Origin of the sequence: Cylindrospermum sp. FACHB-282, from assembly GCF_014697195.1 — a bacterium.
In the GTDB taxonomy this organism is placed as follows: Bacteria; Cyanobacteriota; Cyanobacteriia; order Cyanobacteriales; family Nostocaceae; genus Cylindrospermum.
Genome location: NZ_JACJRJ010000017.1, coordinates 25,781 through 42,418, shown reverse-complemented (window position 1 = coordinate 42,418; position 16,638 = coordinate 25,781). Strand labels below are relative to the sequence as shown.

The following is a 16,638-nucleotide window of genomic DNA, read 5'->3' as shown; positions in this document are numbered from 1 at the left end:
CTACCTCAACATTTTGTGAGTGCATGAAAAAGCTTTTATTTATTTGTAGCAGAAATAAATTACGCAGTCCTACAGCTGAGGCTGTGTTTGCTGAATATGCAGAACTAGAGGTAGAATCAGCAGGTTTAGACAGATATGCTGAAGTACCAGTTTCAACAGAAGCCATTGAATGGGCTGATATGATTTTTGTTATGGAAAAATCTCATAAAAGCAAGTTGTCGAAAAATTTTCAACCTTTTCTCAAAGGTAAGAGAGTTATCTGTTTGGATATACCAGATGATTATGAATACATGGAACCTGCTTTAATTGAGTTATTAAAGCAGAAGGTTTTGCCTTTATTAAAGATTCCTGAGTAAAAAAGTTGATTCAATATAGCGGTTTACATTGAAATCTCATCAATCAAGTTTATGAAATCGCTGAAGCAATGACGACGAACTTGTATTTCATTCAAATAAAAACCGCTATAATTGATATCATAATTTATCTACTATCAATGCAGTAACTATTAATTTCTTTCACTAATTTACTTTCATCACTAGCAATGTTTTTCAGAGATGCCAAAAAGCGATTCGCAGATGAGATATCTTTTTTATCTACGGCTTTTGCAGTATTTTTTAATCCCGTGCTAGTATCCTGATAGAGTTTGAGAAAGCGTCCCTTAAATCCTTGCAATTTCTCATCTTTGATTTCTAGTGCTTGCAATTGTTTGGCGATATTATCTACCTTGACAGCAGCTTCAGTCAAGGCTTTAGAACCTTTTTGGGGCTGTGTATTTTTGCTAAATTGCTGACTTGTAACTGCCTCATTGGCAACTTTTATCAGTTTATTACATTGAGCAACTTTAGTCTCTCCACAACCTGCAAATAGCAATGCCATCGCCGCAGTTGTTGAAAGCAGAAAAGTTTGTTTAAACAGGCGTTGCATCTGTTATTTTATCTCCGAATACCTTCTAGTAAGCTTGGTTAAAGAGAATAGATTGGTGATTGTTGACAAAAAATATTTTGGAGGATGAAGTATTAATCTCACAAGAGTTTTTATGCTTCATTCTTGTTGCTGCTGACCTTCTTTCAGCACACATACGTTATACTTCATCTTTTTAGAAAAAAGCGTTAAATTATACGAAGATAATATGTGCCTTGCACAGCTACAATATAATCAAGCAAAATCCGCGGCAGTAGGCACTATGCCGAGAATTAGCGGAAAACTACTTGAATTGTGCGATCGCAGGAGGCAAAACATGGGCTGGGCTGGGTTAAGAATTGTGTTGGTAGAGCCAGCTGGGCCTCTAAATGTGGGTTCAATCGCCAGGGTCATGAAAAATTTCCAGCTACATCACTTAGTATTAGTAAATCCCCAATGCGATCCGTTGTCAGCGGAAGCGATGAAAATGGCAGTTCATGCCAAGGAGATTTTAGAATCTGCGGTATTAGTAAAGACATTACCAGAAGCCTTGCAGGGATGTGTCCGGGCAATTGCCACTACCGGACGCCTTCGCAGTTGGGAAGTACCCTTAGAGAACCCCCGCACAGCCCTACCCTGGTTATTGGAGGAACCAGAAGAGCTTTCAGCACTAATTTTTGGCAGGGAAGACAGGGGATTAAGTAACGAAGAATTAAATTATGCCCAACGGTTTGTTCGCATTCCCACAAGTGAGAGTTATTCATCCCTAAATTTAGCGACTGCGGTAGCAATCTGTTGCTACGAACTATCACAGTCTGCTGAGGTATCGACGACTCAACGCTTACCTGCAACTGAACACGCACCAATAGAAGTTGTTGAAACCTACTATCAACAATTAGAATCCCTCTTGCTAAGGATAGGATATTTGTATCCCCATACAGCAGCTAGCCGAATGGAGAAATTCCGCCACCTATATAATCGCGCTCACCTGCAAAGTGGGGAAGTAGCTATGCTAAGAGGGATGTTGCGACAGGTTGAATGGGCGCTCACGAGTCAGAGCGATCAAGAAAACTTGTAATTCTTCGTTTAATATATACGCAATCATTCCCTAAAAGAATTAATATGGCTTACACTAAAGACAAAATTGCTACTTAGTACCATAAGGGTAATCTGAGTATCAGGGTGCTTGAAGAATTGGTTTAGGGTCGAAAATCTACAAGAAATACAGTTGAGTGGGTCACAAGGAGTAGCGGTGTCAGAGTCAATTGACAAATTAGCAGCAATCTGGGGGCGTCAACCTTTACAGCGCCGTCAGCGTCCGCGCCAAGTCCAAAAGCCGGGGCCGAAGAAAGTCAAAGTTAACAGCCAGCAGCCGATTGCCTCAAAAGGAGAAGCAACAGCGCTAGCACGCGTAAATAATCATATCAGTCCGCCAGCAATCCAAGCTGGGGGGCGCAAACCACGATCAGGGGTAGTAATGCCCACAGCAGTCAAATCAATACCCACTGCTAAGGGCAAGATTCCACCTTTGCAACCCAGCACGAAGAAATTCAAGACAGTGCGGGTACAAAAGCAGGCTATGGCAAAAATAGACAAGCAATGGGCTACGCCCCGCTCGAACCGATCGCGCAAGACGCGGTTAAAGCCCATGGCCAGAACCCTGTTATACGGCTTGCGGTTGTTGATTGTGGGAGTTGGCATGGGGGCAATTGTCGGCACGCTATTGTCAGTTCTAGACCCCGCTAATCGCGTTACCCCACCTGCTTCGTTGATCTCTAATACTAATCAATCCCCCTCACAAGCTAATCCCAATCCGCCAGTAGGGACGAATGGCTTATATCTATCTCAAGAAATGATGCCGTTGAAAACTGCCGTGCAAACTCTGGCGACGGCAAACCCAAATCTGACCCCCGGCGTTTTTCTCGTAGACTTGGATACTGGCAGTTACATAGATGTGAATGGCACTACCAGTTTTCCAGCGGCCAGTACAATTAAGGTACCGATTCTGATTGCGTTTTTCCAGGATGTGGATGCAGGGAAAATTCGCCTGGACGAAATGTTGGCCATGCAACAGGCTATGATTGCAGGCGGTTCGGGAAATCTGCAATACAAACCCGTCGGCACCCAGTACTCAGCGCTGGAAGTCGCCACAAAAATGATTACAATCAGCGACAACACGGCAACAAATATGCTGATTGCCCGACTGGGAGGCATGGAGGCGCTCAACGAACGTTTTCGCACTTGGGGATTGTCAAGCACGATAATTCGCAATCAACTTCCAGATTTGCCAGGGACAAACACCACCAGCCCCAGAGAATTGGGAAATTTGATGGCTATGGTGAATCAAGGTAATTTCGTGAGTATGCGATCGCGGGATTTAATGCTCGATATTATGCGCCGCACAGAGAGAGACAATTTGCTGCCCTCTGGCTTGGGAGTAGGCGCCCGGATATATCACAAAACAGGCGACATTGGCACAATGCTGGCAGATGTGGGTTTAGTGGATATCCCAACTGGCAAGCGTTACATCGCTGCTGTCATGGTTCGACGCCCCAATAATGACCCCCGTGCCGAAAAACTAATTAGCTCCATTTCTCGTGCTGCTTACCAACAGTTGAGCCAAAATCCTGTTGCACCTAGTAGTCCAACAAGCACTATACCCCTATCTAGTTATCAAGCCCCAGTCATGAGTCCGACTTTACCCAACGGGACAATGAACACCATGCCCCTACCTGGTTATCAAGCCCCATTTATGAATCCGACTTTACCCAACGGGACAATGAACACCATGCCCGTACCTGGCTATCAAGCCCCATTTATGAATCCACAATATTACCCCCCAAGATAAATATCTGTTAATTAACCCACAAGATTATTTCTGGACTAGGGGAATTGCGATCGCAAACTCAGTGCCTTGTCCAAGTTCAGAAACACAGTTTAAAGAGCCGCCGTGTTTCTCTGTAACAATTTGGTAGCTAATCGACAATCCCATCCCCGTGCCCTTGCCAACTGGTTTTGTGGTGAAAAAAGGGTCAAATAACCGTTGCTTTGCTGCATCTGGAATACCTGCTCCATTATCAGCGATACTAATTACCACATAATTTTGATTTTGCTCAACGACTTGCGTGCGAATTTTAATCCAAGGCGTGAATTTTTTGCCCCCTGCCACTGCTTCTTCCAAGGCATCGATAGCATTGGCGATGATATTCATAAATACCTGATTGAGTTGCCCCGCATAGCATTCCACCGCTGGCAGGTTGCTGTACTCTTTAATAACTTTAATTTCCGGACGATGGCTATTCTTCTTCAGCCGATGTTGCAGGATCATCAAAGTTTTATCGATACCTTCATGGAGATTGACTGCTTTCCTTTCAGCTTCATCCAATCGCGAGAAATTTCGCAAGCTGAGGACAATGTCACTAATTCTTTGTGTACCCACTTTCATCGATGAGACCAGCTTGGGTAAGTCTTCCTGTAAAAAATCTAGTTCAATAGCTTGGACAACAGCTTGAATTTCCGAGATGGGATTGGGGTAATGCACCTGGTAAAGATGCAGCAGTTCCAGTATGTCTTGGGTATACTGATCAGCGTAGGTGAGATTGGCATGAATGAAATTGACGGGGTTGTTGATTTCATGTGCTACCCCCGCCACCAGTTGACCAAGACTGGACATTTTTTCATTTTGCAACATCTGAGCTTGGGTGCGTTGCAATTCTATCAAGGTGGCTTCTAGCTTTTCTTTCTGCTGCTTCAATTGGGCTTCTGCTTGTTTGCGTTCGGTAACATCCCGGCAGACAATTACCCCACCTTTAAAGATATCATCAACATCTGTGATCGGTCTGCCGCTAATGCTCACCCAAATGCCATCTGGTGACTGTCTATGGCGGATAAACATCTCAATATTATCTACATTTTTGCCCTGAATTGCCTGTAGCAGGGGCATTTGTGCTTTTGGGAATGGGGTCTTCATATCGGGCAAAAAGATCCCGTAGTCCTGTGACAATTCCGCTTTCAGGGAATCAGGCTCTCCATTGCTAAATATCCGTTCAGCCGCTGGGTTAAAAACTAGAACCCTTCCCTGTTTATCAGCAACAATCACGCCATCGCTCATACTATCCAGGATTAATTGCAGGATGTTGGTTTGTTTTTGCAACTCTTCCTCAATCCGTTGGCGATCTCTTTGGGCAGCTTGCTGATCGCTAATATCAATTAAGCAACCATCCCAAACAATAGAACCATCTGGCTGAGATGTAGGACGAGAAATTGCCTTTACCCATTTTATTTGACCATCAGCAGTGATAATTCGACTCTCAGATTTCCATATTTGCAAAGTTTGGGCAGAGTAGGCGATCGCCGATTGTACAGCTTCGGCATCATCTGGATGAACCGTAGCAAAAATCAGCGCTGAATTTTGTTGTACTTCTTCTGGCTCCAGGTTCATGATATCTCGACATCCAGAAGAGATAAAAGGAAAAGACATCGTACCATCGGCATCAAGTCGAAACTGGTAAATTAGTCCTGGGACGTTATCTGTCAGGCGTTGCAACCTGGCTTCGCTCTCTAATAGCGCTTGGGTGGATTCCCTAACAGATATTAGCAGTCGCTCATTTGTTTTCCGCAGTTCAGCTTCAACTTGTTTAGCGCAAGTCACATCTTGCATGACACCAAAGAGGAATTGATTACCCACCTGATCCTGAAATAGTGATTTTCGGATCGAGAAAATGTGAGTTTTTCCTTGAGCATCGGGAAAAAATTCCTGATCTTCATTGTCAATACCTGTGATGAAAAGGAGTTCATCAGCCTCCTCATTTGGAAAAAAATCCTGGTCTGACTTGCCAATTAGTTCTGCTTGAGTGCAACCCATAAAATTGCAGAAGGCGTCATTCAGCAAAACCCATCGGTGCTGACGGTCTTTCACAAAAATCAGATCCGTCATTTTGTTGATGATAGAGTTGAGAAACTCAGGAGAGCCTCCCTGCCTAAAATCTGGTTCAGTGGACTCAGTATCATTGGGATCTGGATATCTCTCGATACCTGAAGGCTGTATCTGCACTGTAGGACTCCGATATTCTTTGGAGAGATGAACCCACAAATATTCATCTCTTAGTATTCCCTAATCATTGTCGGATTCATTTTAACCCAAGTTCCTAGTTATAAAAACTCAGCTTATCCATACTTAATTAGCACTCATTCAGCAGCCATAACAGTACATTTTAAATTTTGAATTGCTTATGAACATCGTTGATATCGCATTCCTGGTAGTTGGGAAACTAAACCCATAAGTTCCAACTGTAACAAAGCGCTAGAAACCAAGCCAGCAGACATATCTGTTTGTTGGACAATCAAATCAAATGATATAGTATCCAGGGCAAACGCATTCATTACCCGTTGCAATTCTGGTGGTAAATCAGGCAAAGGTGCAGAGGCGATTAATTGTGTCTCTACATCGAGTTGTGGTATGGCTCCCAGCATTGTTAACAATTCTCCTAGTTCTGGGAGAATCAAAGAAGCACCTTGATTAAGGAGCTTTAAACACCCTTGAGATGGCAAATCGTCCAGTCTTCCCGGCAGTGCATAGACATCTCGACCGAATTCATTGGCATAAGCCGCTGTAATTAACGCACCTGACTTTATCGGTGCTTCTATCACCAATACAGCACGACTTAAACCCGCAATAATTCGATTACGTCGAGGAAAATGGGTGCGATTGGGTGGAGTTTTGGCGGGATATTCACTCAATACTAATCCCGCAGTCAAAATCTGCTTGTACAAATCCCGATTTTTGTGTGGATAGATGACATCTACACCCGTACCCAAAACTGCTAGGGTGCGTCCTCCAGCTTTCATCGCAGCGAAGTGGCTTTCAGTATCAATTCCATCTGCCATCCCCGAAACAACTGTAAAGCCGTTTTTAGCCAAAGCTGTACTAATTTTGCGAGTCCAACGGATACCATACTCTGTAGGTTGCCTTGTCCCGACAATGCCAACTAGGGGTTTTTGACCAAGATTTTCTTGCAGGTCAACTTCTCCACGATAGTACAACATTGGCGGTGGGCTAGCCGTTTCTCGCAGTAAGTGGGGATAATCTGCGTCTGCTGGTGTCCAAAAATGGGGGTTTTCTTGCTGGTGTTGGGTGAGTAGTTGTTCTGGATGCAAACGCGATCGCTGTTGTACCACTTTTTCTAATGTCTGAAAACCAAACCCCTCTACTCCTCGCAACTCTGCTGCACTAGCTTTCCACGCTGTCCCCAAACTACCAAAATGCTGTTGCAACCGTTGCAGCAATACTGGCCCAACCCCGGAAATTTGTGCCCAAGCTAGCCAGTAAGCGCGTTCTTCTACCACTTTTCTATCCTCAAACCCATTAGTACGACACGGCGGAAATCAAGCTATCATTTAAAATAGACGAAAACTTCATGTTATAAGCTTTCTTAATTTTTAATTTTTAATTCCGCCAGGCGGTACTAGTTAATTATCACTGGTTTCGTAAAAGCCACTCAATCACTTCTTCTACATTTTGATCGGGGGGAAATACAGGATAGAAAACTTTTTCAATTTGACCATTGCAGATGATCAAAGTTAGCCTCTTGATCAAGGTCATCGACTCTATTTCAAAAGTTGGTAAATTTAGAGCTTTTGTAAAAGCTAGTTCTAAATCGCTCAATAGTTCAAAGGGGAGGTGAAGCCGCTCAATTGCCTCTTGCTGATATGCTGTATTTTGTGTGCTGAGACCAAAAACCCCTGCACCAAGTGCTTGTAAATCTTGGTAATGGTCTCTAAATGCACAAGATTGTGGTGTGCATCCTCTAGCTCCCGGAATTTCATTCCAACCTTGGGGCAGGTCTTTGTCAGGTCTACCGGTGCGTGGATAGCAGTACACAACCGTTCTTGCCGTTAGGCTGGCCAAATCCACAATTTTTCCCGCCGTTGACATCAAGGGAACCGCAGGAATTTTCATTCCCAAAAGATGGTTGCAAGCCCCATCATCAACAGGAACTAGCAGATTTTGGGGCAACTCATAGAGATTATCTGTGATTGTCATGCAATTTATTTTTAAACCTTGGCTGCACGTTGTGCATGCAAATAAGTAAATACAGATTTATCACCAATATCTGGGGGAATTGCTTGTACTACTTTACGCAGGGCAAATACTAAAAATAGAATTGCCCAAATTCCTAATAAAAACTGTTCTACTGGCGTTGGCAAAATTCCTACCAAATGCCCCAGTAAAAGTAATGGTACGAGTGGGGTTAATACTTTAGTTTCTAGACGATTGAAGCAAAAAGCTTCTTTGAAATAAATACCTGTCAAAGCTGCGAAGGTACAACCAACGCCGAATAAAGTCAGGGGCTGATTGTAAACGGTGACAGCCAGTGGTGTACTGCTAGAAAATGCCAGGATGATGGATGTAATGCTACCAATCGCCCAAAAGGCTTGCAAAAGTCGGTGCAGCGGTGCCATATAGATGTGAATCGTAGCTAAACTCACACCAAGTCCGAGACTAAAACAGGCGTAGAGAGGGGTTAGTGCTATGAAAACAGCGGGATTTGGATTCAGCAAAACCAAAGCGCTGGCGATCGCAAAACTCAGTGCAGCTACCATTAATCCTGTACGGTAGATAATCACGCTTTGGCGATCGCTTTGATTTATTGTAAATTCTCCAAACTGACCTTGATATACCAATGGTGCAGATAATGTTTGCGTAGTCATAGGAAACGAATGAAAAGTAGTCCCACTATCTAGTCTAACCACTAATGCAGCGCGGCAAAAATAACTAACCAGTGAGATTCAACTCAAAAGAAGAGTGGAATTTACTTTTTAAATTTTTAATTGTTAATTTTTAATTCCCTAATGACTTCTACAGCATCTTGCCAGTTTAGCTGCAACTCTATCTGTGCATTCTGGCTATTGATGGCAATTTCTACCCAACCGTGACTACCAACTAAAGCGATGACTTCCCCAATCTGGACATCACTGTAAGTTTCACACCCTGGTATCCTCAACCCAGATACTTGCACACACCAGGTTTTACCTTCAACGGCACTTCCGGGGATGTTGGTGACTAAGTTGCCGAAGTGGTCTATATATTGAATACAGCCCGTTAGACCTGTTGTTGTCTGCTGACATCTTCCGATATCTAGATTTACCAAAGTGGCTATTTCAATTTTCTCTCCAAGTTGTTGCAGAGAAACACCACTAGCAAGATGGGCCGCCACTGGTGCAAAGATATCTCTACCGTGGAATGTCCCGCTAGGTTGAGGCGTGCGCCAATAGTTAAGATTTGTTAACTCTACGGCGGCAATTGCCAGATTTTGACTGAGTACGCCGCTAAAAATGCCATTATCTGGGCCGACGAGAAAACCTTGAGCCAATTCTATGGCGATCGCTTTGCGCCTACTTCCCACACCCGGATCTACCACTGCTAGATGCACCGTACCAACGGGAAAATAGGGATAAGCATTCATCAGACAAAACCTAGCGGCGGCGATATTTTGCGGCGGAATCTGGTGCGTTAAGTCTACAACCCGAATTAGGGGGTGGATTTGAGCAATTACTCCTTTCATCACGCCCACATACACATCGCGATCGCCAAAATCGCTCAACAAGGTCAGAAGTGGTTGTTGACTCATCTGCTGATCGGACACGGCTTGATTATTAATATATAATAAATTATAATTTTCTGTAACAACAGCTACAAAACTTGTGTTATGTTAGGATTGCAACACATAAAAATAGACTTAGACAGGCAATCGCTATGAGTAGCAACAGAGCGCAAGCTGCTGTGAAAGCAGAAGCAGTTCACAAACAGAATATTCAAAGAAGCCTAGAGCATCGTTTGCAAGTAGCCAGAGCTACAGGTAACGAACAACTGATTCGCCAACTAGAAGCAGAGATGGCGTGCTACGGCTAAATCAAGTTTTCATTGTTGAAGTTTGTTGTGTAATAACCCGCTAAAGCGGGTTTTCTTTTTTTTGGTAATAAATCTGCTGTTGTTTCAAAATTAGAAAAAATTTTTCAACTCCCCAAGCTGCTGAGTTGAGTGAAAAATAATCTTTTAAATCACGCTCATCCTGTCATAAGCTGGCATTTTTGCCCGGTTTCATTGCCTTGTTGATTTGAGAAATTTACTTTGTCGGTGTTCAATAATACCACACTTCACTCTTTACGTCTTATCTCTAAAGGTAGAATATAATGGTTAACTTAAATTGGGGAAACCTTTAAGGAAATCGCTCCCAAGAGGTACCCGCCAAAGACTAACCTGCCTATTCACCCAAGAGTGTAACCAAGGTCAGATGACGCAACCTTTAAATCAAGTCAAAGAGTGGGAACAACGACGTGAGCAAGCAAACCCATACTACAAACAGGGTAAATTTCAAGAATATCTGGATCTGGCAACTGAGAACTTACGGTTAGCTAGAGCAATTCGCGATCGCGCCAGAGAAGGTTATACATTAAACGATATCGGTTTAGCTCATCTCGGTTGCTGGCAACAACAAAGCGCATTAGAGTGTTTTTATCAGGCCCTTGTGGTTGCTCAAGAACTTGGCAACGCGGGAGCAGAGGCAACTGCACTTAGCAATTTGGGTTCTACCTACAACCGTCTAGGGCAGTTTTCACAAGCATTAGAGTATTTTGACAAAGCAGTGCAAATTTTTAGGAACTTGAAGGACACTCAAGGCGAAGTTTCTACCCTCAATGATGTGGCACTGATTTATACCAGGTCGGGAGAACCAAAACGGGCGCTATTGCTACAGTATCAAATTTTGCTAATGCGGCGATCGCTAGGAGATTTTTCTGGTGAGGCCACAACACTAAATGGGATTGGTTATGCCTACAGCATCTTAGGCCAATTTGAGAAAGCGCTAGAATATTTGCAAGCAGCCCTGCCAATTCAACGAGCCGTCAAGAATATAGTTGGTGAAGCCACCACCTTAAACAACATTGCCTCGATCTATAGTGATTTAGGACAACCGAAAAAAGCGTTATTGCTTTACTCTCAAGTTCTGTTGACACGTCGGATAATAGGCGATCGCGCCGGTGAAGCCACAACTTTAAACAACATTGGTTTTATCTACAGCAATTTGGCCCATCACCATCAGGCACTAAAATTCTACAAAGGCGCGATCGCCATTTATCAACAACTGGGCGATTGTCTCGGAGAAATTTCAACTTTGCTGAATATGGGGAGCCTTTACGCCACAACGAAACGCAAAACCTTGGCCCTATCTTCCTACCAAAAAGCCCATAAATTAGCCGATAAAATCCAACATCAGCCACTCTTAGACAAAGTACGGCGGTTCATGGACTGCCTGTAATTACGGTAAAAAAAGCGAGTCTGATGCACTTAAACCTCAGGCTCTACTCCCAATGCGCGTAACTGGGCTGCTAAACATTCAGATCGCGATCGCTCTTGTTCAGCCCTTTCCGCACCTGTAGGAATTATCACACCACCGACATCACACCACCGCAACCAAATATTGCGCTTACCCTCATAAACCCCTTCCCACAGACATAAACCGAGTTCTACATCAGCTAGCCCTTGTTCACTCTTACGCACATATTGCCGCCCTTGTAACTCGTATATCTGGAGAACTTCACCGCCAAGTTGCTGTGTTGGGTCAAAAATAACGTAGTAAATAACCCGCATCTGGGCATAATCCAGCATTTTGCGCCCGGTTTCGTTGCCTTCTTTATTAGAGACAATTTCAATTACTACTTCTGGTGGTTTGCCAAATTCCCAGAAAAAATATGAACGATGGCGTTTTTCCCACCAGTTTTCCGCTACCTGCACATCCAGACTTAAAAACACATCTGGCACAACTGGGGGTTTTTTGCTGCTGAAATACAAAGCTACATTAGCCGCAACGAGAAATCCTTCGGCGTTACTTGCGCCATTCCAAGAACTGTAGAGGGGTTCTGTGAGCAGCCGTTGTTGTTTTTCCGATGGTAGATTATCCAAAGGCTGATCATCCTCTGTAATTAGATGATTGACATCTGGTAACAAATCTTCTGGTAATAAGGCAGTGTCTGTCAAGGTGATATCAGTCATAGGGCGGTTAGGGGCGATGGGCACTTAATTCTATTGTGACAGAATCATTTAGAGGCTTCTATTCCAGTATTCAAGTCCTGTAATAATAGCTTCTTCTAGCCATTCATGGAAGCGCTTCACTAAGTTTTCTTTTTCATCTGCATAAGAAAACTGAAATGGTGATTCTGTTAAAGGTTGAATATCACTAATGCTGCGACTGATGTTAGGATATCCTTCTTCTGTATCATCTCTATGATAGGCACATACAGAACATACAAGTAAGCCTAAGTGTTCACGTCCTAGAACATGAAATGAAAGCAAAATAACTGTGGGGGCTTCTATTTTAATTACTAGCTGTACCCAACTATGATAGCTACCAAGATTAGCAAAGTATCCTTGCTGTTTTGCTGTCTCCACTATTTGATAACGGTGATAATATGAACGCTCATCCCTTGCTGAAGCCGCTACCGTAAATACTTGAGCATCTTCTAATAAATTTTGCACAGATAGCTTGATTTCTTCAGAAAGAACTTGCAAGCGATTAGATGCTATCTCAAACAAGACTTCAGCAAATCTCTCAGCTTTTTGACATCTTTCTTGAATTGATTCCGTCTGACGTTGTTTGAGTTTATCACTGATAGATGCCAGGATAGTACGAGTCTGTCTTGTTTCTGACAAGATTTGTTCTGATAAACCAAGGCTACGGATAAATGATTGTTTCTGACTTTTAGCAAATAAATTAATTAAGCCAGAAAGGTCACCTTGGTCTGCCTGTTCCAGAGATGTAATATAAGCTAATCTATCATCACGAGTAAGTACAAGTGGGAACCATCTAGCCTGAATAAAAACTAGGCTACCAAGACAGCGAGCGACCCTTCCATTACCATCTTGAAATGGATGAATTTGAGTAAATCGATGGTGTAGCCATGCAGCTTCAACTTCTGGTGCAACACAATTTTCTTGATGCTGATGATGCCATTGAACCAGATTATCCATCTCAGAAGCTACCTGCTCTGGTGGACAATACTCATCAATGGAACCATCTGCTCTCAACGGATTATTAGGCTGTTTTTTCCAATCACCTTGTATCAGAGGAACACTAATAATTTCTCCAGTAGATGGAACTAAGGCTTCTGTACTAGTCTGATTCCGAGTGAGAAGTTGATGCAGTTCTTTAACATAGAATGGAGTAAGAGAACGTTGTCCGCCCACAAAATCAAATAGGCCCTCAATAGCCATTTCTTGATCCTTAATCAAGGCTATAACTTGCTTTATAGGACGGTCTGTAGCTCCATGTGGAATTAGTGCCTCATTTATACCTTGCTCAATTAATAATCGGGTAATTCCTTGAGGAATTGTGTATAGCCGCTCTATAATTCCAGTTTCAATGGCTATTTCCCGGCGCATTTTTTCCATAAAAATCTTGAACGCACCAGAGTTACGAAGGCGTTCAGCTTGTTCGTTCCACACAGTAACTAAGGGTGGTAGTTCAGAGCTAGCTAAGTTTTGCCAATCTTGAGGTAAATCATCTATGGGTTGCCAGTGCATAGGCTCTGAGTTACTTTAAATAACAAAATAATACAGGCCATATTATAGCTCTTCTGAAATTGCAACACCCTGAACTCTGAGAGTGCAGTAGTAGGGTGCGTTAGGAACGCACCGAATTTTTTAATAAGGTGCGTTGGGAACGCACCCTACACTTTAAGCTTTGGGTTTAAAAGTTGAAGAAACGTGTAATTCTTTCAACTGCTTGGCATCTACACTCGAAGGTGCATCTGTTAACAAACAACGGGCTTGTTGTGTTTTTGGAAAAGCAATTACATCACGAATAGATTCTTCTCCAGTTAGCAACATTACCAAACGATCTAAACCGTAGGCGATGCCACCGTGGGGGGGTGTACCATATTCAAAAGCTTCTAACAAAAAACCAAATTTATTTTGTGCTTCTTCAGGAGAAAAACCAATTGCTTCAAATACCTGTTCTTGAATTTCTCGCTGATAAATTCGCAGACTTCCGCCGCCAACCTCAAAGCCATTAAACACCAAGTCGTAAGCTTGAGCGCGTGCTGTCTTTAAATCGCTCAAATCATCAGGATGGGGTGCTGTAAAGGGGTGGTGCAATGCTTCGAGACGCTTTTCGTCAGCATTCCACTCAAACATGGGGAAATCTGTAATCCAGAGTAAGTTGATTTTTTCAGAATCAATTAATTTAAATTCTCTAGCGATCGCTTGCCGCAATCTGTCTAAAGTCTTATTGACAGTTGGCGCATCAGCAGCAGCAAATAATAACAAATGACCTGCTTTTGCACCTGTGCGGCTGATAATTTCCTGTTTTTGTTCTGGTGTGAGGTTGTCTTTGATCGCGCCAATGGTATCAATTTCGCCATCTTCTCTGACGCGAATAAAGGCTAAACCTTTAGCGCCGGCTTCACTGGCTTCTTTAAATAAATCACCACCTGGTTTAATGCGGACATTAGAGATTGCATCGTTACCGTTGGGAATGGGGAGGATTTTGACGATACCGCCATTAGCGACAGCTTCCCGAAAGACTTTAAAACCGGAGTCTTTCAAGATATCCGAAACATTTACTAGTTCTAAGCCATAGCGGGTATCGGGTTTATCACTACCGTAGCGTTCCATTGCTTCGGCGTAGGTGAGACGGGGGAAAGGATGGGGTAACTCAATACCTTTTACGGTTTTGAAGATATGAGCAACTAACTTCTCGTTAAGTTCGATAATTTCTTCTTGAGACATGAAGCTCATTTCCATGTCCAATTGGGTAAATTCTGGTTGTCTGTCGGCGCGTAAGTCTTCATCGCGGAAGCAACGAGCAACCTGATAGTATCTATCCATGCCGGATACCATCAACAATTGCTTGAATAATTGCGGTGATTGGGGTAAAGCAAACCATTCGCCAGCGTTAACGCGACTGGGTAGGATGTAATCACGCGCACCTTCGGGGGTGGAACGGGTGAGGATGGGGGTTTCTACTTCGATGAAATTGGCGGTATCTTCTAGGTAACGACGGACGGCTTTGACGACTTGGTGACGCAGTTGCAAGTTGCTGGCCATGCGATCGCGCCGCAAATCCAAATAACGATATTTTAACCGCAAGTCTTCCCGCACTGGATCGTTATTTCCGCTGGCGACTTGGAAAGGTAATTGCTTATGGATGGCGTTGAGTAAGACAATTTTATCGGCGTAGATTTCCACATCCCCTGTGGGGAGGCGGGAATTTAGGGATTCAGCGGGACGTTGTGTTACCCTGCCTGTGATTTCCACAACATATTCACTTCGCAGTGTGTTAGCCTGTTCGTAAGAATCGGGAGTCCGTTGTGGATCACTGACGATTTGGACTAGCCCAGAGCGATCGCGTAAATCCAAAAATGTCACGCCCCCATGATCGCGGTAACGGTCTACCCATCCGTATAAAGTAACAGTTTCTCCAATATGTTCTTTTCGGAGTTCGCCGCAATAGTGAGTTCGCATAGTTATTAGTTCTTCTTTTCCGGGCTAGATGGTTTGGTAAATAGTCAAAGCCTTCCCATTATCTAGCATCAACACTAATTGTAGTAATTCTGAGTCAATAAAAATCAGCAAAAACGGCAAACTGGCAACGAAGAGGTAAAATCCTCTGCTGGGTGCGATTAATCTGGCGTCAAGTCACAAGGGATAGGCAACAGTGCCGCTGTCTACTATGTTGTGTTTTTTACCTTACTATATTAGTACACCAGGACATAGCTGAAATAAACACACATCTTGCACCTGGCGACTGGAAGTCACGGCTACACAGACAAAACCCGCCTACGCGGGTTTGAAATCCTTAATTTTTCTTTAGTCCGCGCAGGCGGACTTTGTTTGTATAGCACCTGGCGACTGGAAGTCACGGCTACACAGACAAAACCCGCCTACGCGGGTTTGAAATCCTTAATTTTTCTTTAGTCCGCCTGCGCGGACTTTGTTTGTATAGCCGCGATTTCTAATCGCCAGGGCTAGGTGCAAGATATGAATAAAGCTACAATTTTAAATGAACGCAAACAAAATACTTGCACCCGTGACTACAATTCATGGTTAATTAATATGATTGTACAAACAGAAAAACGCCGTTATACCCCAGAAGAATATCTGGAATTAGAAGAAACAGCAGAATATAAAAATGAATACAGAGATGGAGAAATTCTACCAATACCAGAAGTGACAACAAACCATAATAAAATAGCAGGAAATTTTTGTAAAAAATTCCCTTTGACAGTGCAAGGTCAGAATTATGACATATATATGAGCGATGTTAAATTATGGATACCTAATTATCAACTTTATACATATCCTGATGTGATGGTGATTAAAGGTGAGCCTATTTATGAAGGAACTGGAACAACCAACATTATTAATCCCTTATTAGTTGTTGAAGTGTTGTCAAATTCAACTAAAAGTTACGATAAAACAGATAAGTTTAAATATTATCGCTCAATTCCTTATTTACAAGAATATATCATGATTGACCAATATAGTTTTGCTGTAGAACAATTTGCCAAACAATCAGCAGGAGAATGGATTTTTAAAGAATATGAAGGAGAAAATGCTGTTTTAAAATTGCATTCCGTTGATTTTGAAATTACTTTACCAGAGATTTACCAACGGGTTAATTTTGAGTTGAGCGACGATTGAAGATTGGGAAACAGAGAATAGTGCAACAGGCGAATTTAACC

Annotated in this window: 15 protein-coding genes; 6 read left to right on the top strand and 9 right to left on the bottom strand. The window is 42.9% G+C overall.

Annotation, left to right across the window (positions count from 1 at the left end; all coding sequences use genetic code 11):
* Nucleotides 1-23 precede the first annotated feature (23 nt).
* Nucleotides 24-356 (top strand): low molecular weight protein tyrosine phosphatase family protein, encoded by a 333-nt coding sequence (locus tag H6G32_RS11075; RefSeq protein WP_190458058.1) that lies wholly within the window; start codon nt 24-26, stop codon nt 354-356.
* Between the two features lie 124 nt (nt 357-480).
* Here the strand turns inward: H6G32_RS11075 and H6G32_RS11070 are convergent, their stop codons facing one another.
* On the bottom strand, nt 481-924 hold the full coding sequence (locus H6G32_RS11070; RefSeq protein ID WP_190458057.1) for a hypothetical protein: 444 nt from the start codon (nt 922-924) through the stop codon (nt 481-483).
* Nucleotides 925-1,237: 313 nt separating this feature from the next.
* Here H6G32_RS11070 and H6G32_RS11065 point away from each other — a divergent pair, with 313 nt between their 5' ends.
* Nucleotides 1,238-1,978 (top strand): RNA methyltransferase, encoded by a 741-nt coding sequence (locus H6G32_RS11065; protein WP_190458125.1) that lies wholly within the window; start codon nt 1,238-1,240, stop codon nt 1,976-1,978.
* A 174-nt stretch (nt 1,979-2,152) separates the two neighbouring features.
* Nucleotides 2,153-3,748, top strand: coding sequence for a serine hydrolase (locus tag H6G32_RS11060; protein ID WP_190458056.1), 1,596 nt, complete (start codon nt 2,153-2,155; stop codon nt 3,746-3,748).
* Between the two features lie 24 nt (nt 3,749-3,772).
* Here the strand turns inward: H6G32_RS11060 and H6G32_RS11055 are convergent, their stop codons facing one another.
* From H6G32_RS11055 to H6G32_RS11035, 5 genes are all read right to left on the bottom strand, one after another.
* Nucleotides 3,773-5,992 (bottom strand): PAS domain S-box protein, encoded by a 2,220-nt coding sequence (locus H6G32_RS11055; RefSeq protein ID WP_206757963.1) that lies wholly within the window; start codon nt 5,990-5,992, stop codon nt 3,773-3,775.
* 137 nt (nt 5,993-6,129) lie between these two features.
* Entirely contained in the window at nt 6,130-7,245 is a 1,116-nt protein-coding gene (gene dprA, locus H6G32_RS11050) for a DNA-processing protein DprA (RefSeq protein ID WP_190458054.1), read from the bottom strand.
* A gap of 130 nt (nt 7,246-7,375) precedes the next feature.
* Nucleotides 7,376-7,942 (bottom strand): peroxiredoxin, encoded by a 567-nt coding sequence (locus tag H6G32_RS11045; RefSeq protein WP_190458053.1) that lies wholly within the window; start codon nt 7,940-7,942, stop codon nt 7,376-7,378.
* 11 nt (nt 7,943-7,953) lie between these two features.
* On the bottom strand, nt 7,954-8,610 hold the full coding sequence (locus tag H6G32_RS11040) for a DUF2301 domain-containing membrane protein (RefSeq protein ID WP_190458052.1): 657 nt from the start codon (nt 8,608-8,610) through the stop codon (nt 7,954-7,956).
* 116 nt (nt 8,611-8,726) lie between these two features.
* A complete protein-coding gene (locus H6G32_RS11035; RefSeq protein ID WP_190458051.1) occupies nt 8,727-9,530 on the bottom strand; it encodes an SAM hydrolase/SAM-dependent halogenase family protein in 804 nt (267 codons plus the stop codon).
* A gap of 125 nt (nt 9,531-9,655) precedes the next feature.
* On the opposite strand from H6G32_RS11035, the gene pirA reads away from it, so the two are divergent.
* Nucleotides 9,656-9,811 (top strand): arginine synthesis PII-interacting regulator PirA, encoded by a 156-nt coding sequence (gene pirA, locus H6G32_RS11030; RefSeq protein WP_190458050.1) that lies wholly within the window; start codon nt 9,656-9,658, stop codon nt 9,809-9,811.
* Between the two features lie 382 nt (nt 9,812-10,193).
* Nucleotides 10,194-11,216 (top strand): tetratricopeptide repeat protein, encoded by a 1,023-nt coding sequence (locus H6G32_RS11025; RefSeq protein ID WP_190458049.1) that lies wholly within the window; start codon nt 10,194-10,196, stop codon nt 11,214-11,216.
* 29 nt (nt 11,217-11,245) lie between these two features.
* Here the strand turns inward: H6G32_RS11025 and H6G32_RS11020 are convergent, their stop codons facing one another.
* From H6G32_RS11020 to aspS, 3 genes are all read right to left on the bottom strand, one after another.
* A complete protein-coding gene (locus tag H6G32_RS11020) occupies nt 11,246-11,950 on the bottom strand; it encodes a Uma2 family endonuclease (protein ID WP_190458047.1) in 705 nt (234 codons plus the stop codon).
* Between the two features lie 48 nt (nt 11,951-11,998).
* Nucleotides 11,999-13,477 carry a Fic family protein gene (locus tag H6G32_RS11015; protein WP_190458045.1) on the bottom strand — a complete coding sequence of 493 codons (1,479 nt, stop codon included), beginning with the start codon at nt 13,475-13,477 and terminating at the stop codon, nt 11,999-12,001.
* 153 nt (nt 13,478-13,630) lie between these two features.
* The gene (gene aspS / locus H6G32_RS11010; protein ID WP_190458042.1) at nt 13,631-15,418 is read right to left on the bottom strand and encodes an aspartate--tRNA ligase; all 1,788 of its coding nucleotides are present in this window, start codon (nt 15,416-15,418) and stop codon (nt 13,631-13,633) included.
* Nucleotides 15,419-16,009: 591 nt separating this feature from the next.
* On the opposite strand from aspS, the gene H6G32_RS11005 reads away from it, so the two are divergent.
* Nucleotides 16,010-16,597 carry a Uma2 family endonuclease gene (locus H6G32_RS11005; protein ID WP_190458123.1) on the top strand — a complete coding sequence of 196 codons (588 nt, stop codon included), beginning with the start codon at nt 16,010-16,012 and terminating at the stop codon, nt 16,595-16,597.
* Nucleotides 16,598-16,638 lie beyond the last annotated feature (41 nt).

Excerpts from the sequence above, each read along its gene's own strand:
- H6G32_RS11075 (WP_190458058.1), top strand. The coding sequence starts at position 24 with ATGAAAAAGCTTTTATTTATTTGTAGCAGAAATAAATTACGCAGTCCT.
- H6G32_RS11070 (WP_190458057.1), bottom strand. The coding sequence starts at position 924 with ATGCAACGCCTGTTTAAACAAACTTTTCTGCTTTCAACAACTGCGGCG.
- H6G32_RS11065 (WP_190458125.1), top strand. The coding sequence starts at position 1,238 with ATGGGCTGGGCTGGGTTAAGAATTGTGTTGGTAGAGCCAGCTGGGCCT.
- H6G32_RS11045 (WP_190458053.1), bottom strand. The coding sequence starts at position 7,942 with ATGACAATCACAGATAATCTCTATGAGTTGCCCCAAAATCTGCTAGTT.
- H6G32_RS11040 (WP_190458052.1), bottom strand. The coding sequence starts at position 8,610 with ATGACTACGCAAACATTATCTGCACCATTGGTATATCAAGGTCAGTTT.
- H6G32_RS11035 (WP_190458051.1), bottom strand. The coding sequence starts at position 9,530 with ATGAGTCAACAACCACTTCTGACCTTGTTGAGCGATTTTGGCGATCGC.
- pirA (WP_190458050.1), top strand. The coding sequence starts at position 9,656 with ATGAGTAGCAACAGAGCGCAAGCTGCTGTGAAAGCAGAAGCAGTTCAC.
- H6G32_RS11025 (WP_190458049.1), top strand. The coding sequence starts at position 10,194 with ATGACGCAACCTTTAAATCAAGTCAAAGAGTGGGAACAACGACGTGAG.
- H6G32_RS11020 (WP_190458047.1), bottom strand. The coding sequence starts at position 11,950 with ATGACTGATATCACCTTGACAGACACTGCCTTATTACCAGAAGATTTG.
- H6G32_RS11015 (WP_190458045.1), bottom strand. The coding sequence starts at position 13,477 with ATGCACTGGCAACCCATAGATGATTTACCTCAAGATTGGCAAAACTTA.
- aspS (WP_190458042.1), bottom strand. The coding sequence starts at position 15,418 with ATGCGAACTCACTATTGCGGCGAACTCCGAAAAGAACATATTGGAGAA.
- H6G32_RS11005 (WP_190458123.1), top strand. The coding sequence starts at position 16,010 with ATGATTGTACAAACAGAAAAACGCCGTTATACCCCAGAAGAATATCTG.